At 65.9% G+C, this 22,993-nt stretch carries 20 protein-coding genes and 1 tRNA gene; 9 read left to right on the top strand and 12 right to left on the bottom strand.

Annotation, left to right across the window (positions count from 1 at the left end):
• Nucleotides 1-51 precede the first annotated feature (51 nt).
• The 5 genes from ACPXB3_RS03740 to ACPXB3_RS03720 all read right to left on the bottom strand — a co-directional run bounded on the left by ACPXB3_RS03740 (nucleotide 52) and on the right by ACPXB3_RS03720 (nucleotide 6,311).
• Nucleotides 52-1,707: a SulP family inorganic anion transporter gene (locus ACPXB3_RS03740; protein WP_425726488.1), complete on the bottom strand. Its 1,656-nt coding sequence runs from the start codon at nucleotides 1,705-1,707 to the stop codon at nucleotides 52-54.
• A 38-nt stretch (nucleotides 1,708-1,745) separates the two neighbouring features.
• On the bottom strand, nucleotides 1,746-3,074 hold the full coding sequence (locus tag ACPXB3_RS03735; protein WP_425726486.1) for an ion channel protein: 1,329 nt from the start codon (nucleotides 3,072-3,074) through the stop codon (nucleotides 1,746-1,748).
• Nucleotides 3,075-3,140: 66 nt separating this feature from the next.
• A complete protein-coding gene (locus ACPXB3_RS03730) occupies nucleotides 3,141-5,036 on the bottom strand; it encodes an alkyl/aryl-sulfatase (protein WP_425726484.1) in 1,896 nt (631 codons plus the stop codon).
• Nucleotides 5,037-5,070: 34 nt separating this feature from the next.
• The gene (locus ACPXB3_RS03725; RefSeq protein ID WP_425726482.1) at nucleotides 5,071-5,664 is read right to left on the bottom strand and encodes a hypothetical protein; all 594 of its coding nucleotides are present in this window, start codon (nucleotides 5,662-5,664) and stop codon (nucleotides 5,071-5,073) included.
• A complete protein-coding gene (locus tag ACPXB3_RS03720) occupies nucleotides 5,661-6,311 on the bottom strand; it encodes a TetR/AcrR family transcriptional regulator (RefSeq protein ID WP_425726480.1) in 651 nt (216 codons plus the stop codon). The genes ACPXB3_RS03725 and ACPXB3_RS03720 overlap by 4 nt, the downstream gene beginning before the upstream one ends.
• A 160-nt stretch (nucleotides 6,312-6,471) precedes the next feature.
• Here ACPXB3_RS03720 and ACPXB3_RS03715 point away from each other — a divergent pair, with 160 nt between their 5' ends.
• The 3 genes from ACPXB3_RS03715 to ACPXB3_RS03705 all read left to right on the top strand — a co-directional run bounded on the left by ACPXB3_RS03715 (nucleotide 6,472) and on the right by ACPXB3_RS03705 (nucleotide 9,105).
• Nucleotides 6,472-6,954 (top strand): hypothetical protein, encoded by a 483-nt coding sequence (locus tag ACPXB3_RS03715; protein ID WP_425726479.1) that lies wholly within the window; start codon nucleotides 6,472-6,474, stop codon nucleotides 6,952-6,954.
• Entirely contained in the window at nucleotides 6,935-7,444 is a 510-nt protein-coding gene (locus ACPXB3_RS03710; protein WP_425726477.1) for an alpha/beta hydrolase family esterase, read from the top strand. Before ACPXB3_RS03715 ends, ACPXB3_RS03710 begins: the two co-directional genes overlap by 20 nt.
• Nucleotides 7,445-7,638: 194 nt before the next feature.
• Nucleotides 7,639-9,105 (top strand): DUF1254 domain-containing protein, encoded by a 1,467-nt coding sequence (locus ACPXB3_RS03705; RefSeq protein WP_425706013.1) that lies wholly within the window; start codon nucleotides 7,639-7,641, stop codon nucleotides 9,103-9,105.
• 155 nt (nucleotides 9,106-9,260) lie between these two features.
• On the opposite strand, the gene ACPXB3_RS03700 is transcribed toward ACPXB3_RS03705, so the two are convergent.
• Nucleotides 9,261-9,331, bottom strand: a tRNA-Gly gene (locus ACPXB3_RS03700).
• Nucleotides 9,332-9,477: 146 nt separating this feature from the next.
• On the opposite strand from ACPXB3_RS03700, the gene ACPXB3_RS03695 reads away from it, so the two are divergent.
• From ACPXB3_RS03695 to ACPXB3_RS03680, 4 genes are all read left to right on the top strand, one after another.
• On the top strand, nucleotides 9,478-10,986 hold the full coding sequence (locus tag ACPXB3_RS03695) for a DUF222 domain-containing protein (RefSeq protein ID WP_425706014.1): 1,509 nt from the start codon (nucleotides 9,478-9,480) through the stop codon (nucleotides 10,984-10,986).
• A 46-nt stretch (nucleotides 10,987-11,032) separates the two neighbouring features.
• Nucleotides 11,033-11,608: a dCTP deaminase gene (gene dcd / locus ACPXB3_RS03690; protein WP_425706015.1), complete on the top strand. Its 576-nt coding sequence runs from the start codon at nucleotides 11,033-11,035 to the stop codon at nucleotides 11,606-11,608.
• Nucleotides 11,609-11,698: 90 nt separating this feature from the next.
• A complete protein-coding gene (locus ACPXB3_RS03685) occupies nucleotides 11,699-13,129 on the top strand; it encodes a UDP-glucose dehydrogenase family protein (RefSeq protein WP_425726475.1) in 1,431 nt (476 codons plus the stop codon).
• Nucleotides 13,126-14,619, top strand: a complete 1,494-nt coding sequence (locus tag ACPXB3_RS03680) for a hypothetical protein (RefSeq protein WP_425726473.1) — start codon at nucleotides 13,126-13,128, stop codon at nucleotides 14,617-14,619. Before ACPXB3_RS03685 ends, ACPXB3_RS03680 begins: the two co-directional genes overlap by 4 nt.
• Before the next feature lie 20 nt (nucleotides 14,620-14,639).
• Here the strand turns inward: ACPXB3_RS03680 and ACPXB3_RS03675 are convergent, their stop codons facing one another.
• Nucleotides 14,640-15,440, bottom strand: a complete 801-nt coding sequence (locus tag ACPXB3_RS03675) for a MerR family transcriptional regulator (protein WP_425726471.1) — start codon at nucleotides 15,438-15,440, stop codon at nucleotides 14,640-14,642.
• A gap of 59 nt (nucleotides 15,441-15,499) precedes the next feature.
• Complete coding sequence (locus ACPXB3_RS03670) at nucleotides 15,500-16,078, bottom strand: TetR/AcrR family transcriptional regulator (protein WP_425706019.1); 579 nt, start codon at nucleotides 16,076-16,078, stop codon at nucleotides 15,500-15,502.
• A 97-nt stretch (nucleotides 16,079-16,175) separates the two neighbouring features.
• Between ACPXB3_RS03670 and ACPXB3_RS03665 the strand changes: the two genes are divergently transcribed.
• Nucleotides 16,176-17,738, top strand: a complete 1,563-nt coding sequence (locus ACPXB3_RS03665; RefSeq protein ID WP_425706020.1) for a DHA2 family efflux MFS transporter permease subunit — start codon at nucleotides 16,176-16,178, stop codon at nucleotides 17,736-17,738.
• A gap of 161 nt (nucleotides 17,739-17,899) precedes the next feature.
• Nucleotides 17,900-18,112: a hypothetical protein gene (locus ACPXB3_RS03660; protein WP_425706021.1), complete on the top strand. Its 213-nt coding sequence runs from the start codon at nucleotides 17,900-17,902 to the stop codon at nucleotides 18,110-18,112.
• Between the two features lie 64 nt (nucleotides 18,113-18,176).
• Here ACPXB3_RS03660 and ACPXB3_RS03655 read toward each other — a convergent pair whose 3' ends face one another.
• The 4 genes from ACPXB3_RS03655 to ACPXB3_RS03640 all read right to left on the bottom strand — a co-directional run bounded on the left by ACPXB3_RS03655 (nucleotide 18,177) and on the right by ACPXB3_RS03640 (nucleotide 22,961).
• Entirely contained in the window at nucleotides 18,177-19,748 is a 1,572-nt protein-coding gene (locus tag ACPXB3_RS03655) for an asparagine synthetase B family protein (protein ID WP_425726469.1), read from the bottom strand.
• 2 nt (nucleotides 19,749-19,750) lie between these two features.
• Nucleotides 19,751-20,599 carry a DUF5715 family protein gene (locus tag ACPXB3_RS03650; protein ID WP_425706023.1) on the bottom strand — a complete coding sequence of 283 codons (849 nt, stop codon included), beginning with the start codon at nucleotides 20,597-20,599 and terminating at the stop codon, nucleotides 19,751-19,753.
• A 212-nt stretch (nucleotides 20,600-20,811) separates the two neighbouring features.
• Nucleotides 20,812-21,726 carry a LysR family transcriptional regulator gene (locus tag ACPXB3_RS03645; RefSeq protein WP_425706024.1) on the bottom strand — a complete coding sequence of 305 codons (915 nt, stop codon included), beginning with the start codon at nucleotides 21,724-21,726 and terminating at the stop codon, nucleotides 20,812-20,814.
• A 257-nt stretch (nucleotides 21,727-21,983) separates the two neighbouring features.
• Nucleotides 21,984-22,961, bottom strand: coding sequence for a LysR family transcriptional regulator (locus ACPXB3_RS03640; protein WP_425706025.1), 978 nt, complete (start codon nucleotides 22,959-22,961; stop codon nucleotides 21,984-21,986).
• Nucleotides 22,962-22,993 lie beyond the last annotated feature (32 nt).

Below are 22,993 nucleotides of genomic sequence, written 5' to 3'. Positions count from 1 at the left end.
CGACTCCGATCAACTCGGGAACTCCGATCGCGACCAGAAGGCATACGATGCTCATCCGGTGGCAAGCCACCGCTTCGCCTCGGCGTAGGCATCTTCGACCGCGCCGAACACATGCTCTGACGTCGCGAAGATGTTCTCGGAACCGAGGGCATCGGCCAATCCTGCACGCCGGATGGTCGTCATCATCGCCGGCCGCACGCCGGCCAGCATGAGACGTCCGCCGGTTTTCCGTAGCTCTTCGGCTCGCGCGTGCAGCAACTTCTGAAGTGTGGCCGATGGGACATCGGGCAGTCCGCGAATGCTGAGGATGACGACGTGGCGCCCGCTCTGTTCTGGTAGCGCCGGCCAGGTTTCGGCGATCCGCGGGATCTCGGCAAACAGAGCCACGCCGGAATAGTTCAAGACGGTGATCCCCGTGGTGGGCAACGTGTTCGGCGGCTTCTCCGCGCGCCAACCTTCGTCGTCGGGTATCAGCGCCGTGAGGTGGGCCGTTCGGGCAGCCTGCACGCAGTAGAGGACAAGGGAGATCGCCGCGCCCGCGAGGATTGCATCTTGGAGCGGGAACTGTGTGGTGGCGACGAACGTGGCGATCATGGCGACCGCACTGAGCGGGGCGCTCCGCATCACCAACACGATGTCGTCCCACCGCCCTTCGATGAGTTCGAAACCGATCACGAACAACAGTCCGCCGATCACCGGCATGGGGATGATCTGTGCTGCCGAGCCGAGCAGCAGAACTGCCACGATCAGCCATGCACCGGCGAAGATCCCGGCCCACCGAGTCTGCGCACCTGCCGACACCGCGACACCGGTCCGGGACAACGATCCGCCGGTGGGTAGCGATCCGAAGAATCCGCCGACGAGATTGGCCGCGCCCTGGGCTGAGAAGTCGCCGGACGCGCTCGGTCGCGAGCGGTCCGGATTGGGCACGGCGGCCGAGATGCCCGCCGCCTGCGCCAGCGCGACGAGCGCGATGGCGAAAGCACCCAGGATCAGCTTGGGGAAGGCGGTGATATCGGGGAACGTGAACGGCGGCAGGCTATTCGGCACCGTCGCGATGTCGCCCACGGTGTCGGTGTCGGCCCCGGTGATGGCTGTGACCGCGGTGACGACGACCAAGGCCAGCAGCGTTGCATACGACCGAAGGGGTCGGAAGAATCGGACGACGACCCAGACCGCGACGGTCGCGAGGGCCACGAGGACCGCAGTACCGGACCACTGTGAGAGGTGCGCGGCGACGTCGACGAATTTGAGTACGGTGTTGTGGGTATCGGAACTGTAGCCGGTCACGTCTTTGAGAATTCCTGCGACGATCTGCACCGCGATGCCCACGGTGAAGCCGGTCATCACCGCGCTCGAGACGAAGTCCATGATCGCGCCGATACGCAGCAATCCGAAGAGCAGCATCACTGCGCCCACCGCCACCGTCAGCATCGCGATGTTGCCGACGCTGTGTGGATCGAGCCCGGCCGAGCTCAGGACACTCTGCGCCGACAGCGCGATCGCGCTGGTCAGCGTCGTCACCATCAGCACCGTGCGGGCGAAGACCGAACCGACCAGTGTTGACACCATGCCGGAATACAGCCCGCTGACCGGGTTGAACCCGCCGATCGAGGCGTATGCCATACCTTCCGGGATGGAGAACAGCGCGGTGACCAGCCCGGAGACGACATCGGCGGGCCGCGGACGGGTGATCCTTCGAGACACGTCCCGAAGGTGTTTCGGTCGCAGCGAGAAACGGATCGTCATCCCCCCTCGGGAAGTCGGTCGATGGTGCGGTCCTCGTCGAGGGGCTCTGCCCGGAACGCTGGTGCGTTGGCCACCACCAGCCATGCGGCGAGCGTGGCGAACAGCAGCGGTACCAGCAGATCCCATTGTGGTACGACGGCGAGCCCGAGGAACAGGCTGACCCAGCCGTTGCGGGTGGCGACGACGACGATCCCGACGGCGGCCGAGGCAACGGTGATCACGAGGGGTAGATCCGGTAGCCCGGCGTGGACAGCGAAACCCAATGCGACACCGACGAATACGGCGGGAAAGATTCGTCCGCCGCGGAACCCGGCGGCGCTGGCGATCATCAACGCCACGAGCTTTATCCCGGCGAAGGCCAGGAATCCGAGCGCCGTCGTGGTGGCCATCCGGTCCGGCAGGTCCTTCATCTCGTCGAGCCCCTTGAACAAGGTGATGGTTCCGCCGAGGGCCCCGAGGAGGCCGAGCACCGCGCCGGCGCAGGTGATCAACAGGATCGGGTTCGGCAGCGCACGATGCAGCAATCGGTGCAGCGGACCGAACAGCGCCGCAGCGACCACCCCGATCGCCGCCGCGGCCACTGCGATGGCGATGGCCACCAGGACGTCGACGACGCCGCCGACCTGCTCGGCGGGCAGCCCGATGGACATGTCGAGGTCCGTGAACCGGAGAATGATGAAGGAGCCGGTGGCGGCGGCCACCATGGGTACGTAGAGGCGATTCCACAGCGGGACACGCGAATCGCCCGCGTTGGCCTCCGACAGCATCAGCGCCGCGGCCACCGGGGTACCGAACAGCGCTCCGATCGTGGCCGCGGTCGACAGTCCGGTCCACTCCGGGACGGCGACCTTGGGTACGAGCCGCGCTCCGATCGCCACGATGAGCGCCGCGTTGATGGCAATGATCGGGTTCTCCGGTCCGAGGCTGACACCGCCGGCAAGAGACAAGATGGCGGCGATGGCAAGACCGGGCACGACTCGCGGCGCCAGTGGCGTGGACACCAGCTCGACGGTGGCCGGGTCGTCGCCGGCGTGACCGGGCACATATCGGACGACCAGCCCGACCAGTAGTCCGGTGACAGTGAGGACGGCGACGATCCACCACCGGTCCGCGGACGACACCCCCAGTGCCGACGCGAGATCGTCCCACACGAGGTGCTCGATCAGTCCGGCCAGCGCCGAAATACCCCAGAGGCAGAGGGCGCACAGGGTTCCGACGACGATCCCGACCGGGGTCATCGCGATCAGGCGGCCGACGGGGACGCGGAATCGGCGGACATCGGCGGTGGTTCCTCGGTCACCCATCGACGCGTCTCCTCGGCTCATGGGCAGGATTGTCGACCCTGGAGGCCGGCCCGATCGGCGGGTGACCGGTGCGGGGCAGGTGGGTGTTCAGTCGGGGGTGACGATCGCGAAGTCAGGGTCACCCGGATCGAGGACTGCCGCAAGTCGCGTCAGAACTGTTGCATCACCGCTCAATTCGATGCTGGCGTCCGCAAGCTGCGCTGGTGAGAGGTCGCCCAGTGCGAGTGCGGGGAGGGCGTGTCGCGGTGCGGTCAGAATCGCGTCTGCAGCACCCTTCTGCGGCCGGCCACTGTAGGTGAGCACACCGTTGGCGACCCGTAGACGGTACTGCTCGTCGGAGTCGGTGAGAATGACGTCGATGGTCAGGTTCTCATCCCAGGCGCGCGGACCGTCGACCTGGATGGCGATCGCGTCGAACAACATCTCCGGGGTGAGTGCGGATATGACGTCGGCCGAGGCCGAAACGGTCGGAGTGCCGAACTGCCCCTCACGAAGCTCGGTGGCGCCGGAAAGGAAGATGTTGCGCCATACGCCGTTTTCCGCGCCGTATCCGAGTTGCTCGAAGGTGTCCGCGAGTAGTGCACGGGCGTCCGCATGGTCCGGCTCGGCAAACACGACGTGACTGAGTATCTCTGCGGCCCAACGGTAATCGCCTTCTCTGTATGCGGTTTGCGCCTTGGCCACCACGGCGTCTGCGCCGCCACCGAATTCGACGTAGCGCTTGCCCTGTTCGGTGGGCGGGTGCTGCCACAGATGGGCCGGGTTGCCGTCGTACCAGCCCATGTAGCGCTGGTAGATGGCCTTGATGTTGTGGCTGGCCGAGCCGTAGTACCCGCGCGCATGCCACGCGTTCTCGAGTACGGGCGGGAGTGACAGCTGCTCGGCGATCTCGATCCCGGTCCAGCCCTTGTTGATCAGCCGCAACGTCTGATCGTGCAGGTAGGCGTACAGGTCACGCTGCGCGGACAGGAACGCCGTCACACGCTGGTTGCCCCACGTCGGCCAGTGGTGTGATGCGAACACGACGTCGGTCTCGTCGCCGAAGAGGTCGATGGTCTCGGTGAGATAGTTCGACCACGCGTGCGGGTCTCGGACGAGTGCTCCCCGAAGTGTGAGCAGGTTGTGCATCGTGTGGGTGGCATCCTCTGCCGCGCACAACGCCTTGTGGTCGGGGAAGTAGACGAGGAACTCGGCCGGCGCCTCGGTGCCCGGGGCCATCTGGAACACCATGTGCACGCCGTCGATGGTCTCTTCCTGGCCGGTCTCGGTGATGTCCAGGGTCGGCGCGATGAGTGTGATGTTGCCGGTCGCGACGGTTTGTGCGAGGCCCGTGCCGAGCCCGCCCTGCGGACTGCGGGCGAGTGCCGCGCCGAACATGTAGGCCGACCGCCGGGCCATTGCCGTGCCTGCGTAGACGTTCTCCGACGCGGCGTGCTCGGTGAACTCTGCGGGTGCGACGATCGGTACCTTCCCGGAATCGACGTCCGCCTGCGTGGTGACCCCGCGGACACCGCCGAAGTGGTCGACATGTGGATGTGTGTACAGCACGCCGGTGACCGGCCGGTCGCCTCGATGCTCGCGGTACAGCGCGAGCGCTGCCGCTGCTGTCTCTTCGGTGACGAGCGGGTCGAGGACGAGGACTCCCGTCTCGCCCTCGATGAATGACACGTTCGAGAGGTCGAAGCCGCGCACCTGGTAGATCCCGGGCACGACTTCGAACAGGCCCTGGATGGCATTCAGTTTCGACTGCCGCCACAGGCTCGGGTTGACGGTGTCCGGAGCATCCCCGTCGAGGAAGGAGTAGGTGTCGTTGTCCCAGACGACCGTTCCGTCTGCTGCGTGGATCGCGTTCGGTTCGCGTCGACCGATGAGACCGCGGGTGGCGTCCTCGAAGTCCTGGGTGTCGGCGAAGGGGAGGCTTGCGAGGAGTGCCTCTTGTTGAGCGGTGATGGTCGCAGATGCCGGCTTCGATGAGGAGTCCATGCCGCCAGGGTGGTCGCACGGGTCTGCAGCCGCTTCACCCCCGCGGGGTGAAACTGCTCGTAGTCCCCGACTTCGTGCCCGCTCGATCTGCGAGTTCCATCGCCCACGTGTAGAAGGCGCGCCCTTGGTCGGCCTCAGACCGATGCCAGACCGACGACGCGCAGATGAGGTCGTAGAGATCGAGGTCCGTCCACTCCCACATGAAGGCGTTGTAACTCTCGGCCATCTCCGCGACATTGGCGCGCACTCCACCGATTTCGGCGTCGGTGAGGCCGTGTGCGCGAAGAATCCGGTCGACATGCCCGATCTGCTCAGTGGTGACCTCCGTGTCGAGGAAGGGATCGAGCAGAAGACCCCACAGATCGGGACGCCGGGTCTCGGGAATACCGTGGCGCGCCGCAAGTTCGGCGAGCGCGAACCGATTGGTCCGCGGAACGAAAAGGGTTTCGCCTCCCTTTGTCCGGATCTGCGGCGGAAACTGAGTCGAGTCGACGTCGCGGATTCCGTTGACCGACAGGTCCGGCGTCCCGCGGACTGACGCCGCCGGATGCGGGTACTTCACGAAATGGATGGTGTCGGCACCGAACTCGGCGACGGTCGACCAGTCCGCATGCCGCCAGACCGTCATGACCGTCCCCCTGTGTCGCCGGTGCGAGTCTGTTCCGGCCGGATCAGTGCGGTCATGATCGCGACGAAATGGCGGCGGACCGTGGCCTCGTCCATGTCGAGCAGCAACTGATAGATCACGCCGTCGTAGACGGTGACGATGGCGCGGGCCAGCTCGGCGGGAGTGGACAGCGACGGTGGGAGCGGCATGTTCTGGACCTCGATGAAGGCGGCCACCACGTCGGTGACGGCGGTCCGCAGTTCCCGACGATGGTCGGCGAGTTCACCGGCGACCTCCGGGAAACGTGCCGCATAGGAAACGAAGTCCGTGTTGATCAGCAGCCAGTCGCGGTCCAGCAGTACCTGCTCGGCCCAGGCGACGATGAGCTCTTCGACGGCGGTGGTCTCCGATCCGATCATGTCGGTGGTGAACTCGGCGCCGTACGCCGATTGTCGGTCGTACAGGGCGAAGAACAGCTGCTCCAGGCTCCCGAAGTTCGAGTAGAAGGCACCCTTGGTGTACCCGGCCGCTCGGCAGACATCGTCAATGGTCGTTCGGCCGAAGCCTTTTGCCACGAATGCCTCGAAGGCGGCGTCGAGCAGGCGCTCGCGTGTCTCGCTGCGACGACGTGTAGGCGCCGACTTCCGACGAGGTGGTTGCTCGGGCATGGGTCGAGTGTGCGCCGCCGCCGGACCGGTGGTTGCGCCGGGGAGTGCGGGCAGACGGGTGATCGACTGGGGAACCATTGACGCCGAGGCCACTCGACCGGTCTAATACCTTTTGGTATCGATACGCTCGAGGAATCGGGCGGCAAGAGGGGTGGAACTGATGCGGGTACACGATGTGCGGGAACGGATCGTTCCCGGCCGGATCGCCACTGTTGTCGTGGTGCTGTTGCTGGCTGCGGTGTGGACCGGCGCGGGGACGACACTTTTCGCCGGCGACGCCGGCGCGACACCCGCCGGGTCGTCGGGCGCCGCCGGCGGCTCGATCGTGACCCGCACACTCACCAACGCTGCGGGCACCCGCGACTTTCAGCAGTACCGGCCGGTCGGTGCCGGACCGGGTCGGCCGCTGATTGTGTGGCTACACGGCGCCAGCCAGGTGGATCGAGGTGATCCCCGGCAACTCCGACGCACGAGCGTGTTGCTGACCGAGGCCGATCGTCGGGGGTATGCGGTGGTCGCGCCGATGCAGTCGCTGCGCGCAGATCCCGCGGGCACCTGGCGTCTGACCGATCCGAGCAACTTCGTGCGCGGAAAGGGGGGAGGGATCGATCATCGCCGACATCGTGCGGCGAGCAGTCCGTGAGTTGCACGCGGATCCGGCGCGGGTCTACCTCGTCGGGCACTCCGCAGGCGGCGCGATGACCCAGAACGTCGCCGCGCTGTATCCGGAGGTGTTCGCCGGGATCGCCACGAGCGCGGGTATCCCGTTCGCTGCCGACCCGACCGGCGCCGCGGCCGCGATTGCCCGCACCGATCGGGGGCCGCTCCCCACACTGATCGTGCAGGGTGACCGGGATTCGGTGACCCCGCCGATCCTCGGCGAGATAGGTGTGTCGGCAGCATTGGGCGCCAACGGGATTCGTGGAGTCCGCGGATCGTCGACGACGTTTCCGGCGTCGGTGTCGGGCGACCCCTACACCAGTGTCGTGACCCGATACGGGCGAGGGCAGCAGGAGGTGGTGTCGGCAGTCGTGCATGGCGCCGACCACTGGACCGGCCCGGGAGGGGTGACCGTGAACGGCCCCGCACTCGACCGCCTGCTGATCGATTTCCTTGTCTCCAAACACCGGTGAGTTCGATCTCCGGAGTGCTTGAAACCGGCGGCAATCCTGCCCGAATGGGGATGGGAGGGCAGCCATCGTGCCGCCGGGCTTGTACGTCCCGCGAACCTTCACCCCGCACGGGTGAGGTGATCGATCCCGCCCGCGGGCACAGTCGGTGCTATTGATCGGCGCTACTGATCACCTGACGAGAGGACTGTGTGCGAATGTCAGAGGATTTCATCAAGTTCACTGCATTGGCCTCGGCCAATGTCGATGGTGGATATCCGACGCCGGACGCCCAACGACAGCTCGAGGACGAGTTGTTCTTCCAGCGTGCAGTGCAGGTCTATCTGTGGTCGCTTCCCGCGATGAACATGTGGGCGATGAAGCGGGGCCTGGAGGCAGTCTCGGGGTCCGGCTACAACGTGATGTCTGTTCCCGAGAAACGGCTGACGCCGGCGACGGTGATCACCACCCCGAACTCGGACTTGATCTACGGGCTGACGTTCGCCGATCTGAGTGTAACCGGACCGTTGGTCATCGAGGCGCCACCGAAGATTCAGGCACTGGTCGACGACTTCTGGCACCGTCCGTTGACGGGGCCGGTCATCGACGGTGTCCGGTATCTCGGCGATGTCGGAATCCCGGGGCCGGACCACGGTGTAGGCGGCAAGTACCTGATCGTCCCCGACGGTTACGACGGCGAGATTGACCGCGACGAGTACTTCGTTTTCACGAGCCGGACCAACGGCGTCTTCATCTTTGCGCGGGGGTTCTTCCACTCCGTCGACGATCTCTCGCCAGGTGTGAAGTCGGTCGAAGGAATCGTCGTGCGCCCGTTGAATGGTGACGCGAAGCCCATGGAGTACAAGCACGTGTCCGACGTGCCGGTGGATGCGTTGTTCGCGCAGGACGGCAGCTACTTCGACTCGCTCGACGATTTCATCCAGAGCGAGCGAGTCGATCGAATCGACCCCTATATGCACGGTATGCTCGCGGCACTCGGAATCCGGAAGGGCGGTGTGTTCGCGCCGTCGGCGAGGGAACGCACGATCCTGGACTTGGCTGCACGCACCGCCTGGAACATGTCGAAGACGGTCGCCTCGGGTTATGACGAGGACGAACGTGCCCGATGGTGGTCGGATCGGCACTGGGTGGCGCATGTGAAGACGGACCCCGACGACTTCATGCACACCGTCCTCGACGAGGAATGGCGCAACCGGGAAACCGGACACACCGACGTCAATGCGAAGATCCACATGTTCACCAATCACTACTCGATCAGCACCGGCATGATGTCGTCGATCGTCGGTATGGGCGCCAAGTACGGGGACGCCTACAAGGACAGTGACGGTGAATTCTTGCGCGGCGAGAACACATACACGATCACCCTGCCCCCGAACCCTCCGGCCGGATTGTTCTGGTCGGTCACGGTCTACGACGCCGAAACCGCCGCGGGCGTCGATGCCAAAGGGCAGAAGTACCCTTCGCTAAACGGTATGAACGACCTCGACTACAACGCTGACGGGTCGATCACGCTGACGGTCGGACCGAACCCGCCGGACGCGGCACGGAACTGGCTCCGGACCGTTCCGGGCCGTGGCTGGTTCAGCCTGTTCCGCTTCTACGGACCGAAGCAGGAGTTCTTCGACCGGAAGTACAAGCCAGGCGACTTCATCAAGACCGGCTAGCCACATCGAAAAGCAGTGCGGTGAACCGCGGGCCCCGACAGCGTCGAGCGCAGCTTGTGCAGTCGGCCCGCGGTTCCCGGTGCTTGGGCACAGTACGGGTGCAAGACGATTCCGAATGAAAAGTGGTCGAGGCTGAGATGCTCTCTGACCTGCGGAGCCGATGACGGGAATCGAACCCGCGTATTCAGCTTGGGAAGCTGATGTTCTGCCATTGAACTACATCGGCGTGCGGGCGACGAGGCCCGCGACGGTCATGCTAGCAAAGGTCTTCACACTCGCGTCGCACCAGCCTGTGGAAAGCGGATCGGACTTGTCGGTGGGCGGCGGTAACATCGAACGCAAGTTCGTTGATGACGCTGGGGGGTGATCGTGATGACGGTGACGCAACCGCCTAACCTCGATCAATCCTCCCCTGACCTCGTCGAGAAGATGGCGCAACTGCACGCCCTGCTCGATGAGATCGAGGCTGCCGACCCGACTGGTTGCACCGACGCGGAGATCGTCGGCGTGGTCAGCGAACATGAGCGCGCCATGCGCCGAATGGATTCCATTTCGGTGTCGCACTACGTCGAGACCAACGACCGCGCCGCCTACCAGGAGGCCGGGTACACCTCGATGCACGCATTCCTCACCGGGGCGCTCAATGTGAGCCTGGGCACGGCGAAGCGGAGGCGCATCCAGTCGGCCAAGCTGGGTTCGCTGCGAAACATGCAGGGCGAGAAGCTGTCCCCGGATCTGCCGAAGACCGCGAAAGCGTTGGCCGAGGGCGCCATCTCGACTGCGCACGTCGACGTCATCATCGAGACGATGAAGCGCATTCCGTCGTCGGTGCCGGCGATCGAGCATGAGGTCGCGGAGTCGACGCTGGCCTTCTACGCGCGAGAGATGATCCCGAGCTCGTTGCGCCGCGTCGGTGTGCAGATTCTGGCGCATCTCGACCCCGACGGGCAGCTGACCGACGATTCCGACCGCAAACGACGGCGGTCGCTTCACGTGGAAGATGCCGACTTCCAACAGATGTCGAAGATCTGGGGAACGTTGGACCCGGTGACCCGTGCACAACTCGACATCGTGCTCGCCATCTGGGGCGAGAAAGGTATGAACAATCCCGACGACCCCGACTCGCCGACCGGCGATCCCGGGCAGGCCGACCCGGAACAGCTCAGGGCCGCTGCCGCACGTGACGACCGATGCGCCGAGCAACGCAACCACGACGCGTTCGCGGCGGTCCTGCGATTCGCCCTCGACGCGGGTGCGCTCGGCAAGTCCCATCGCGGACTACCCGCGCACATCATCGTCGCGATCACCGAATCGCAGCTGCACGAGGCCGCCGGAGCGCCCGCCGAAACCGCCACCGGCGCACCGATCCCCATCGCCGACCTCGTCGAGATGGCCGCCGAGTCCCAGCACCACCTGGCCGTCTTCGCCGACCACACCACCGAGGTCCTCTACTTCGGCACCCAACGCCGTCAGGCCAGCCAGGCGCAGCGGTTGGCGCTGATCGCCAAGGACGGCCCGGGCTGCACGTGCCCGGGTTGCTCCACCAAGGCGTTCGACTCGGTGGTCCACCACATCACCGACGTCCAGGACGGTGGACCCACCGACATCACCAACCTGACGTTCACCTGCTCGCCCGACAACAGGCACGTCGGCAAGCTGCCCGACAAGTGGCGGACGACGATCCAGCCGGACGGACCGGACGCCGGACGCACGGTGTGGCAACCACCCGCGGCGCACCCGAACCAGGATCAGAAGATCAATCACACCCATCTCGCCCACGACGTCGTCAAACGCTTCCGCGCGGCGATCGAGCGCCGCTACGACGAGGAATCCCGTCGCAAGAAAGGCGGTAGCCCCGAGTCACCCGATCCGCCTCCGTGACCGGGGACACCCGCACACGTATTCACCGGTCCGATAGCCTCGCACTGTGCTGCTCTCCGACCGGGACATCCATGCCGCCATCGACAGCGGTCGCCTCGCGCTGGATCCGTTCGACCCTGCCCTCGTCCAGCCGTCGAGTATCGACGTGCGCCTCGACGGGCTGTTCCGGGTATTCAACAACACCCGCTACACCCACATCGACCCAGCACAGCGGCAGGACGAGCTGACCACGCTCGTCGAGCCGACGAAGGGCGAGCCGTTCGTCCTGCACCCGGGCGAGTTCGTCCTCGGCTCGACACTCGAGGTGTGCAGCCTGCCCGACGACCTCGCCGGCCGCCTCGAGGGCAAGTCCTCGCTCGGGCGGCTCGGCCTACTCACCCACTCGACCGCGGGGTTCATCGACCCCGGGTTCTCCGGGCACATCACACTCGAACTGTCCAACGTCGCGAATCTGCCGATCACGCTCTGGCCGGGCATGAAGATCGGGCAACTGTGCCTGCTGCGCCTCACCAGTGCGGCCCAACATCCCTACGGCAGTGCTGCCGTCGGCTCCAAATACCAGGGCCAGCGCGGGCCCACCCCGTCCAAGGCGTATCTGAACTTCGTGCGCGACGCCGACTGACCTGCGCCGACCGCGGAGTTCACGCACGCGTCGCTGTCGCGCCACGTCATTGTCGGCTGCGCGCATCACGCCGCGCGTACGTCTACATCTATGAAGCTCACCGTCATCGGATGTGGATATCTCGGCGCGACCCACGCGGCCTGCATGGCCGAACTCGGGCACGACCTCCTCGGCGTGGATGTGGATATCGAGAAAGTGGCCCGGCTGCGCGCCGGTGAGGTGCCGTTCTTCGAACCCGGGCTCGCCGACATCCTGCGCCGCAATATCGCCGCCGGCCGCCTCGACTTCTCGACGTCCATGCAGTCCGCCGCCGACCACGGGACCGTGCACTTCATCGGCGTCGGCACGCCGCAACGAGCTCGCGGCTACGGCGCCGACACCTCAGCAGTCTTCTCCGCGGTAGAGACGCTGGCCGGGATGCTGCGCGGCGAACACCTCATCATCGGCAAGTCGACCGTGCCGGTTGGCACCTCCGCCGAGCTGGCCACCCGCATCGCCGACCTCAGCAGCAACCTCGCCACCATCGAATTGTCCTGGAGCCCAGAGTTTCTGCGAGAAGGATTCGCCGTGGAGGACACGCTGCGGCCCGACCGCATCGTCGTCGGAACCGATCCGACCGCCGAAACGACCGGCGCGGCGGCGGTGATCGGCGAGCTGTACCGCGAGGTTCTCGACTCTGGCGTACCGATGGTCGTCACCGACTGGGCCACCGCCGAATTGGTCAAAACATCAGCCAATGCCTTTCTGGCAACCAAGATCTCGTTCATCAATGCGGTCAGCGAACTCTGCGAGATCGTCGGCGCCGACGTCACCGCGCTCGCCGACGCCATCGGCTACGACAACCGGATCGGCCGCCGATTCCTCAATGCCGGCTTGGGATTCGGTGGCGGATGCCTCCCCAAGGACATCCGCGCATTCATGGCGCGCGCCGAAGAACTCGGTGCGGGACGCACGTTTCGGTTCTTGCACGAGGTCGATGCGATCAACATGCGCCGCCGCGAGGCGATGGTCGAGCTCGTCGAGAGTGCTTGCCACAGTGACCTCATCGGGGCGAACATCGCCGTCCTCGGTGCCGCGTTCAAACCGGAGAGCGACGACGTCCGCGATTCTCCGGCGCTGAGCGTCGCCGGCCAGCTCGCGTTGCGGGGTGCGTCGGTCACCGTCTTCGACCCGAAGGCCGCCGCCAACGCCCGGCGCATGTATCCGACGCTGAACTTCGCCGAGACTGCGCGCGCGGCGGCCGCGGACGCCGACGTCATCGCGCTGACCACCGAATGGGCCGAATTCGTGCACATGAGTCCCGACGAGTTCGACGGCGTCGTGGCGCGCAAGGTGATCGTCGACGGCCGCCGATGCCTCGCGGCGGCGCAGTGGCGGGACGCCGGCTGGGACTATCGGGCGCTCGGCGGCGAGGTCCGCCGCAACCCGCAGGACGCCGGAACCGCCGGCGCCGGCCCGGCGGTCCATCGTGGGATAGCTCACTCATCGGTCCAGGTGCCCCGCCCTCACGTGTTAGGTTGAACAACCAATGGGCGCAGGGGAGGCGCCCGGGCGACTGGAATGCCGACGAGGACACCTCGGGCGAGCAACCGATCGACCAGCGCAGCGCCCCCGACGACCGCAGGAATCACCTACCGATGACCGAACAGACACATCCCGCAGCACGCGTCCTCGACGCGACGCTGACCGAATCTGTCCGTCAACGGCTCGTCGACGAGGGTGTGCGTCTGGTTGCCGTGGTCGATCTGGACGCTGCCGGTGCGATCGTGGCCGCTGTCGACATCGTCGAAGACCAGGTACTTCTCACCGCACCCTCGCTCGGTGAGGTCACGCCACGCGAACTCGACCGGGTAATCGCCGACCACCTCGTCGCCCTCGGGCGGGTGACTCCGCCCGCCGGCGACGAATGGCGCGATGAACTGCGCAAACTCGCTGGACGAGGGCGTACCCGACTGGCCTCCTCCGGCGGCGCGTTCATCATGGGCGAGCAGCACGTCCGGCTGTTCCGGATGACGCACCGTGACGTCGAGGTGGCCACCGCCCCGCTCGCGGCCGCGCTGGCCGAGCACCTCGACGCCACGCTCGCGCAGGTCGGCGTCCTCGACGCGCCTGCCCTTCTGACGAGCTCACATATCGCGTGGCCGGGGCTGGCCGTGATGCTCGCCGACGCACGCCGCACACCGGTGGCAGTCGTCGACGACAGCGCCACCGACAGCAGTGCAGCCGACGACAGTGCCGACGGCAGTGCAAGTCACGGGGTGACCGCACCGACGTCGGGTGATTTCCCCATGCCTGGATCGATGAGCCACCTGATCGTCCGGATGGTGGAGCCGTCCGGAGTCGAACCGGCCAGGGTTGAACCGCCGCGCCGCGCGCCCTCCCCGGCGGCCCCGAAACCGGCCCCGCGTGTCCCGCCACTCTCGGATGCCTCCACCGAGACGCTCGCTGCGGTCACCGAAGAACTCGCTGCGCTGCCCGACGAACCGGCCGGTCCGGACGAGTTCGCGACGGACGCCGACCCGGCATTCGGTACCAACCCGGCGATCGATACCGAGCTGGATCGCGACGCCGAGCCGGAGCTGGATGGCGAGCCGGCCGGAGATTTCGACTCCAACGCCGATCGGGACGAGCCGGCCGCTGATCGCCGCTGGTATTCGCGGCCGCGCTGGTTGCTCGGCGGTGCGGTCGCCGGGGTGCTCGCGGTGTTCGGCGCGGCAATGGCGGTGGCCTTCACCGGCGGTTCGTCGGCGCCGACACCCCCGGCCGCGGTGTCGACGACCACCCCATCGGTCTCGACGTCGGCCACTCCGACGTCGCCGCCGGAGTACGCCGATCCGTCGGATCTGGTCGAGGCCCGCCGTCCGGCGGTGCGATACACGCCACCTCCGCCACCACCCCCGCCGGCCCAGACCGATTCGCAGACACGCGGCAATTCCCCTCGCCGAGGTTCACCGCGACCGCCGCGGATTTCCATTCCGGTCCCGGGGCTGCCGCCGATCGTCATTCCGTGACGGCATCGCCCATTGATTGACTACTCGCCGGCGCTCGGATCTGTTGCGGCGGTGGGGTTGTGGTCTGGGTCATGCCCGGATTCCCGTGCGGCATCGAGGTAATCGGCCAGCTGCCGCGCCATGTCGCGGTCGAGAGCGCGATCGAGTGCGTTGTGGGCCGACACCTGCCCGGATCGGCGAAGTTCGGTGAGAAGCCTTGTGGCTTCGGAAGATTCCTCGGATGTCTGCGGAATCCAGCCGTCGGAATGCCCCGTGGTCACCATGCGTCGGCCGGCGGAGATCAGGGTGTTGGCCGCCGCATCCATCGCGCGGTCGAGCTCGGCGTGGACATCCAGAAGATCGCTCAACGTGATCCCGAGTGCGACGAGACGGCCGTAGCCGGCGACGGTCTCGGGATCGCGAATCACGTAGCTGCGCGGTCCATCGTCGCCGGGTTCGGGGCGGATGAGCCCGAACTCGGTGAGTCGGCGGAGGTGATCGGGGTCGGTGGTGTGCAACATCTCGGCGAGTTCATCGGCGCTCACGATCGTCGGCCGGGTCGTCGACCACCGTTCGGAGACCACCTCGCGCAGCCCGAGGACATCGGTGAGATCGTCCCCGCGCGCCACCCCGGTGAGGAAGTCGCCGATGTGGCGAATGGTGAACCCGCGCTTGAGGAGATCGTTGATGACCTTCAGGCGTGCGACGTGCGCGTCGGTGTAGATGGCAATGCGTCCGCGCCGGAACGGCCGCGGCAATAGTCCGCGATCCTGATATCCGCGGACGTTCCGGGTGGTCGTCCCGGCGACCCGGGCCAGGTCGTCGATCCGGTATTCGGTCACGGTTGTCCATTCTCGCAGATCGCGGCTCGTGTTCGGTCAGGTCGACGACGTGGGCGCGTTCAGGGCCGCACACCACGCGCGATCAGGGCGATGACGTCTGCGTAGTTGCCGGCGGGGTCGATGAACGGCGGCCCGGACCGGGCGAGCTCCAGGCTCACCGCGCCATGCACGCAAGACCAGATCTGCATCGCCAACAGGAGCGGGTCGCCGGCGCGGATCATTCCGGCGACCTGGCCGTACCGGACGACGTCGGCGAGGGAGTCGAAGGCGGTGGCGGCGGCGTCGGTGCTGGGATCGCAGTCCGCGGAGAACATCAGCTCATAGACCGTCGGGAAGGCAAGGGCGAATTCCCGGTACGCGCGTCCGCTGTGTGCGAGCCGCTCCACGGGATCGGTGTCGGTGGTGGCGGTCGCGGTGGCCAACTCGAAAAAAGCGTCGCTGACCAGGGCATCGAGGAGACCCTCTTTGCCGTCGAAGTGGTTGTACACCCCCATCGGTGCGACTCCCGCCTCTTTCGCGACCGCGCGGACGGTCAGTCCGGACACGCCATCGCGCTCGAGGATGTGGCGGCCCGCGCGTATGAGATTCGCGCGGACCTCGGTCGCCGGGGTGCGCCGGTTGGTCGGGGTGGTGCTCATATTGACAACTTACTAGAACAGTGTTCTTCTTGAGTAGAACGATGTACTACAACTGTGGATCGTTGTTACAGACACGAGCGCCGAAAGGAACAGCACGATGCGTACTCGTTGGGTGGCGCTGGGCGCCCTCTGCTTCGCAGAACTTCTCGTGATGATCGACAACACGATCGTCAACGTCGCATTGCCGACCATGTCGCGTGACCTCGACGCCGGGATCTCCGGCCTGCAGTGGATCGTCGACGCCTACACGCTCGTCTTCGCCGGATTGTTGGTGACCGGTGGGTATCTCGGCGACCGCTACGGGCACCGCCGCATGCTGCTCACCGGCATCGCCGGATTCGCTGCGGTGTCGGTGCTCGCGGCGGAATCGCAGACCCTGGGTCAGCTGATCGCCGCACGCGGCGGCCTCGGACTCTTCGCGGCACTGGTGTTCCCGGCGACGCTGGCAATCATCGTCACCGTCTTCACCGAGCCCCGTGAACGTGCTGCCGCGGTGGGTATCTGGGCGGCGACGTCGGGTGTGGCCGTCGCGATCGGCCCGGTCCTCGGTGGCTGGCTGCTCGAGCACTTCAGTTGGTCCTCGGTGTTCTGGGTCAACCTGCCGATGGGAATACTCGCGGCCGCAGCCATTCTCGGATTCGTCCCCGGGACGCGGCCGACCTCGGTGTCACGTCTCGACGTCGTCGGACTGCTGCTGTCGATCACCGGGCTGGGCCTGCTGGTCTACTCGCTGATCGAGGGCCCGAATTTCGGTTGGGGCGACCTGCGCACCATCGGCGGTCTGATCGTCGCGGTTAGCCTGCTCGGCCTGTTCATCTGGCGTCAGCTCGTCATCTCCCATCCGATCATCGATGTGCGACTGTTCGCCAATCGTCACTTCGCCACTGCCGCCGCGATGATCAGTGTCGCCTTCTTCGCGCTGTTCGGCTTCATCTTCCTCATCACCCAGTTCTTCCAGGCAGTCAAGGGCTACGGTCCCCTCGGGTCGGGCGTGCGGACGCTGCCCTTTGCCGTGGTGATGGCCGTGTTCTCGCCGGTGGCCATGGCGCTCTCACACCGCTTTTCGGCGCGTCCGGTCGCGGTGGCCGGTGCGGCCCTGATGGCGACCGGCTTCGCCCTGGTCGAATTGGCCACGCGTACTTCGGGTTATTGGGAACTCATCATCTGGTCGATGACGCTGATGGCGATGGGTCTGGCGTTCATCTCCGGCCCGTGTACGCAGCTCATCATGGATGCCCTCAAACCCGAGCAGGCCGGTGCCGGCAGCGCCGTCAACGACACGACGCGTGAGGTCGGCGGCACCCTGGGTGTCGCGATCCTCGGTTCCGTTCTCACCTCGGTGTACGCCTCGGGTGTCACGGATCGGCTTGGTGCGCTGGGGGTTCCACGTGATGCCACCGACATTGCCGGTCAATCGGTGATGGCGGGTGTCGAGGTGGCGCAGCGGGCGCCGGCGGCGGTCGCCGACACCATGCGTGCCGCGATACAAGACGTGTTCGTCGATGGCCTGCATTCGGCAGTATGGGTGGCCGTGGGTATCACGGCCGCGGCCGCAGTAGCCGCCGCAGCCCTGCTGCGGGGCGCGCCGCGCGGTGGCGAATCGGCTACCACCGAGGTGGAGACGTCCGATACCACCGAGGCCGTGGGGGTTCGCGAGTAGGTCGCCGACGCGGTGGAGAGCGCTGGCGGCATGGCTTTGTGACATCCGTTCACGAGCGGGCCACACTGACCGCCGTGCTTGTGGATCAATATCCCGGCCCCTGCACGCCGAACAAGTCTTTGGGTACGCTCGATCCATCGCAAGTTCATCCAGGGGGGCTAATGACCGACGACACCACACCTTCGCCAGCGCTGTCCGCGGAATTGGCGGGCATAGTCGATCAACTCGCCGGCCACACAATCAGCGCAGACCTCACCGCCGGCGAAGCGATCGCGGCGATGCAGCAACTGGCCATCCTGTACAACAAGGTCGATCACCTCATTGCCACTCTCGCCGACGAATTGGGTCAACCGACGGACATTCCGCCTCGATAGTGTTTCATTAAACGTACTGCCGCACAGAGACTTCCTGTCCCGGGGTCGAGCATACCGGGACAGCTCACTTCCGCACGCTGCGCAACGCTCCGGTGAGATTCCACCGGAGTGCGCCGGCGAGATCCTTGCCGCGTTCGAACATCGTGTGGTCATCGAACAGCGAGCGCCCCGAACGGGCTGCGCGCAGGTCATTGCCGGCCGCGGCCAGGGCGACGTCGAAGTCTCGCCGCAGCGGTGCATGCGCGTCGTAGCCGCACTTGCGGTAGGCGGCCGGGATCAGCGGCTTGTACAGACGCACGCGGTCATGCAGCCCCGAGGAGTAGGAGAGGCCGTGCTTGGGGCGGGCGATGACATAGTCGGGAAGCTCGTTTTCGAATGCCCGACGCAGCACCCATTTCTCGACGCCGTCGCGCACCTTCATCGACACCGGTACGCGCAGCGCGGTGGTCACGACGCGGCGATCGAGAAAGGGCACGCGCATCTCCACTGTCGAAGCCATCGCCGAACGATCGACCCGCTGGAGTTCGGTGCGGGACAGGTTGCCCAGCTTGTGCGCGAACAACTCTCGACGCTGATCCGTGGGCACCGTGTCGTACATCGGGTATCCGCCGAAGAGTTCGTCGGAGCAGTCGCCGCCGATCGCCACCTTGATGCCGGCTTCGTGGATGGCGGCGAAGAGGCGCTCGGAGATGACCGCGTTGATGATGTCGCCGTATTCGGTCAGCTCGGAATTCCGGACGGCGTGGGCCACGTCGGCGCGCGAGATGTCACGGGGACGTACGGTGATCACCCGATGCGCCAGCCCGAGGTCGCGTGCGACGCGGGCGGCGTAGTCGATGTCGGGACTGTCGGGGGTGCCGATGGTGAATGCGGTGCTGCCGGGGTGTGTCCGGGCCACATGGGCGGCGACGATGCTGGAATCGAGTCCTCCCGAGAGAACCACGGCGACAGGAAGATCCGTCTGTAGGCGGGAGTCGACGGCGGCGCTGACCGCATCATGGACGGCATCGATCGCCGTAGGGGTATCGGTGAATTCCCGTGCCGCGCCGATCGCGGATTGCTCCTCGACATCGAAATACGGTCGAAGCCGAGGTCCGCTCGCGGTGATCCACCCGTGGTGCCCGGCGGGGACCTCGTGGATCGATGCGCCGATCGCGAGCAGCCCCTTGATCTCCGAGCAGAGGTGTACCCGACCGTCGGAGATGGCGAAGTAGAGAGGTTTCACGCCGAGCGGATCGCGTGCCACGTAGACGCGATCACCTTCGACCACGGCGAACGCGAACTCGCCCTCGAGCCGGTCGACGGCATCTTCGCGCCACACACGGAATGCCTTGGCGACGACCTCGGTGTCCGAATCCGTGTCCGGCGCCACCGATTCGCGGCGCAGCGCGGTGCTCAGCTCGGCAGTGTTGTAGAGCTCGCCGTTGTAGCACAGGGTCAGGTCGCCTTCTCGCCACGGCTGAATCCCATGGGCGCGGTCGACGATGGGGAGCCGCCGGGTGGCCGCCGCAAGGCCGGGGCGGTGGTAGGTCTCGGTGACCTCGCCGCGATGCACAATTTGCGTGACGATGACGTCGAGCAGCGTGGAATCCGCGGCAGATGAATGGTCACCTACGATGAGAGCAATTCCGCACATTGTCAAGGACTTTCGGGTCGAAGCGGGTCGGGGTCAAGGCAGAGGTGCCACGCCTGTCCTTCGTCGATGACGTTGACGCGGCCCGTCGCGGCGCGGCTCGTCAGGATCGCGGCGAGTACGTCGGCGTGTCCGCGCGCGGCCATCCAGGCCATCTCGATATCGGCGGCCCACCCGACGCAGTGCGAGCTTCCCGACACCGCAAGGTAACCCGCGCTGCGCATGTCCTTCTGATACGACGCACTGCGCACCGTGCTGTTGACCCACAGTCGCGGTGCTCGTGGGCATGCCGATGCGAAGTCGTCGGCGATCGAGTTGAGCAGCGACACCATCGCCGGCCGCGCATACGGAAGACGCATCCCGATGGTGCGGGGAGAACGCCCCGAGAGAAGGCGGCGGTCGGCGGCCCGCACCACCCGTCGGGGGCGGTCATAGATCTGGACGCGGAAGTCGAACCGCAGTTCGCCGCGGCAGCGGGCGGCGACGAGGTCGACGAGATCGGTGGCGCTTCGGACCTCCTCGTCGGTGGCATAGGGCGAGTGGCCCGCGCACCAGACGGCGTCGAGCATCGAGAGCAACTGCACCTTGACCATGGCTGCGGTGGTCGACGCGGTCGAGTTGTCGGTGGGTCGGAACCTGCGCGCGGCCTCGACGAGTTCGTCGATCCGGAAGTCCGCGTCGGAGAACTGCCCGACGATGCCGTACAGATCCGGCTCCGAGAGTTCGCGCCGGATCAGCGAATCCTCGACGCCGGTCGGGCACCCGTCGATCGCTGCGGCCAGACGTTCGACCCCGGCCCGAAAGGCAATGGCGGCGGCGGGTGTGATCACTCGCGCTCCGACAGGGTTCGTCATCGGCACTCCCGATGTGATTTCTGGGATCCGATCACGGCCGGTCTCCATTTCCTTCGAGGTTTTCCCAGACTGTCCAGCGTCGACGGTAATGCCTGGGGAAGGCATTGATGTGCAACGTCTCCCGAGTGTCGATGCACGGGTGGGCGCAACCTGGGATCACAAGCGAATTCTGTGCGTTGACAATTTTCTCTGGTTCATCGATATCCGAATGCTCACGTCTCCTTGGTGAGTAGCAGATCTCTCACCGGGGAGACCGTGTGCGGCAACCAGACGGCTTGCATCGGAACCTGGTGGGGTTCGGTGAAATCGATGACCCGTACCCGGCCGCCGAGAGCGGTGCCGCTGGGGCAGGTGACAAATGTGCATGCGGTATCCGATGTCGCCACCGCCGTCGACGGTGGTGCGCCCTCGATGGGATTGGTCACCAGATCGGGGTAAAGACCCTCTCGGTGACAAAGTGCCGTCACGTAGTCGGTGTAGAAGGAATGGTGTTCCGGGCCCCACATGATGATCGGGTAGCCGGCCAGGTCGGAGATCTTGACCGCGGACGCGGCAGCCAGGGGATGGCGCACGGATACCGCCAGCCGAAGCGTGTGGTGGGCCACGACTGTCGTCGCGAGGTCGAGTGAATGGTCGATGGCTCGGCGGATAGCCAGGTCGATGTCGCCGTCGAGGAGTTCTTGGCGAATGTTCTCCGGCGATACCTGCACGATCTTGAACGGCTGCGTTCCCACGGTGGCGAGCGCGGGTTCGATCAGCTCGAACACTTCTTCACCGACGATGGCCGGGGTGTGGCCGATGACGAAAGGCCGTGGCGTCTCCTCGATGGCGCGATGCACGGCCTCGATCGTCTGTTGTCCGCCGGCGAGCAGCGCGGGTGCGCGGCGATAGAGCTCTCGCCCGGCCTCCGAAGGTCGGAGGTGGCGCCCGGAGCGGGAGAACAATTCGACACCGAGGTCGGCTTCGAGCTGGCGAAGAGACGACGAGAGGCCCTGCTGGGTCACGAAGAGTTCGGCGGCGGCAATCCGGAGATTCGGGGATTCGACCGCGGTGACGAATTGGTGCAACCGGCGAAGGTCGAGGAACCGCGGGTTTCGTCGCGAGTTGTACTCACCACTCGCGCTCAATCTCTCACGCTCCTGAACTACGTCGACGCGGTGCACGATCGGTGCCCGAGGCCGTCGCGGTGCTGACTGGTTCACGCCGGACGTGGCGTAGCTGTCAGAGATTTACTATCAAGTAAAGACCTGGCGGGCAAGGTCGGCCACTTCGGTGCCGATCGGTGACCTACCGACAAGAAAGCGCGAAAAAAACTGGGCCCCAGCGGATTCGCAGATCAAACCACACCGACATTCGAGCGTGGGTACAGGAAGAATCTGATCACTCACAAACAGCGGTTGTGGATCTCGCGGGGGCACCTCGCGGTGCCATTACGGGTCGTGGGTGAGGTCGGCGCCCCTGTGAGTAGGAGATCTCTCACCGGAGATACCGTGTGCGGCAACCAGACTGCCTGCATCGGAACCAGATGGGGCTCGGTGAAGTCGATAACCTGCACGCGTCCGCCGAGAGCGGTGCCGCTCTGAGATGTGACGAAGGTGCACGCGGTGTCAGACGCAGCCACCGCCGTCGACGGTGATGCCCCCTCGATCGGATTGATCACCAGATCGGGACGGAGTCCCTCCCGATGGCATAGGGATATCAAGTAGTCGGTGTAGGAAGAGTGGCGTTCCGGACCCCACATGACTATGGGGTAGCCGGCCAGCTCGGCGATCGATACGGCCGACGCGCCGGCCAACTCATGGCGGACCGACACTGCCAGCCGGAGCGTGTGATGGGCCACGACAGTCGTCGCGAGGTCGAGAGAATGGCCGATTGCCCGGCGGATCGCCACGTCGATGGTGCCGTCGAGGAGTCGCTGGCGGATGTTCTCCGGGGACACCTGCACGAACTTGAACGACTGAGACCCCATACCGGCAAGCGTTGGCTCGACCAGGTCGAATACTTCTTCACCGGCGACGGCGGGCGTATGGCCGATGACGAAAGGCCGTGGTGCCCGTTCGATGGCACGGTGTATGGCCGCGATGGTCTGTTGTCCGACGGCGAGTAGCGCCGGGGCGCGACGATAGAGTTCTCGTCCGGCCTCCGAGGGGCGCAGGTGACGCCCGGAGCGGGAGAACAATTCGACGCCGAGGTCGGCTTCGAGTTGGCGAAGGGACGACGAGAGGCCCTGCTGGGTCACGAAGAGTTCGGTGGCGGCGACTCGAAGATTCGGGGATTCGACTGCGGTGACGAACTGATGCAGCCGGCGCAGATCGAGGAACTGGGGGCTTCGCTGCGACTTGTGCTCGATACTCACGGCCATTCGATCACGCTCCTGAGCGTCGTCTACGAAGA

The sequence above is a fragment of the Gordonia sp. DT219 genome (assembly GCF_049847065.1).
Taxonomy (GTDB): Bacteria; Actinomycetota; Actinomycetes; order Mycobacteriales; family Mycobacteriaceae; genus Gordonia.
This window is presented reverse-complemented; position numbering and strand designations above follow the sequence as displayed.

Bases quoted from the DNA above. Each gene is read 5' to 3' on its own strand.
- ACPXB3_RS03705 (WP_425706013.1), top strand. From the start codon at position 7,639: ATGTCAGAGGATTTCATCAAGTTCACTGCATTGGCCTCGGCCAATGTC.
- ACPXB3_RS03670 (WP_425706019.1), bottom strand. From the start codon at position 16,078: ATGAGCACCACCCCGACCAACCGGCGCACCCCGGCGACCGAGGTCCGC.
- ACPXB3_RS03720 (WP_425726480.1), bottom strand. From the start codon at position 6,311: ATGCCCGAGCAACCACCTCGTCGGAAGTCGGCGCCTACACGTCGTCGC.
- ACPXB3_RS03685 (WP_425726475.1), top strand. From the start codon at position 11,699: ATGAAGCTCACCGTCATCGGATGTGGATATCTCGGCGCGACCCACGCG.
- ACPXB3_RS03640 (WP_425706025.1), bottom strand. From the start codon at position 22,961: ATGGCCGTGAGTATCGAGCACAAGTCGCAGCGAAGCCCCCAGTTCCTC.
- ACPXB3_RS03730 (WP_425726484.1), bottom strand. From the start codon at position 5,036: ATGGACTCCTCATCGAAGCCGGCATCTGCGACCATCACCGCTCAACAA.
- ACPXB3_RS03650 (WP_425706023.1), bottom strand. From the start codon at position 20,599: ATGACGAACCCTGTCGGAGCGCGAGTGATCACACCCGCCGCCGCCATT.
- ACPXB3_RS03735 (WP_425726486.1), bottom strand. From the start codon at position 3,074: ATGAGCCGAGGAGACGCGTCGATGGGTGACCGAGGAACCACCGCCGAT.
- ACPXB3_RS03695 (WP_425706014.1), top strand. From the start codon at position 9,478: ATGACGGTGACGCAACCGCCTAACCTCGATCAATCCTCCCCTGACCTC.
- ACPXB3_RS03725 (WP_425726482.1), bottom strand. From the start codon at position 5,664: ATGACGGTCTGGCGGCATGCGGACTGGTCGACCGTCGCCGAGTTCGGT.
- ACPXB3_RS03660 (WP_425706021.1), top strand. From the start codon at position 17,900: ATGACCGACGACACCACACCTTCGCCAGCGCTGTCCGCGGAATTGGCG.
- ACPXB3_RS03665 (WP_425706020.1), top strand. From the start codon at position 16,176: ATGCGTACTCGTTGGGTGGCGCTGGGCGCCCTCTGCTTCGCAGAACTT.
- ACPXB3_RS03655 (WP_425726469.1), bottom strand. From the start codon at position 19,748: ATGTGCGGAATTGCTCTCATCGTAGGTGACCATTCATCTGCCGCGGAT.
- ACPXB3_RS03715 (WP_425726479.1), top strand. From the start codon at position 6,472: ATGCGGGTACACGATGTGCGGGAACGGATCGTTCCCGGCCGGATCGCC.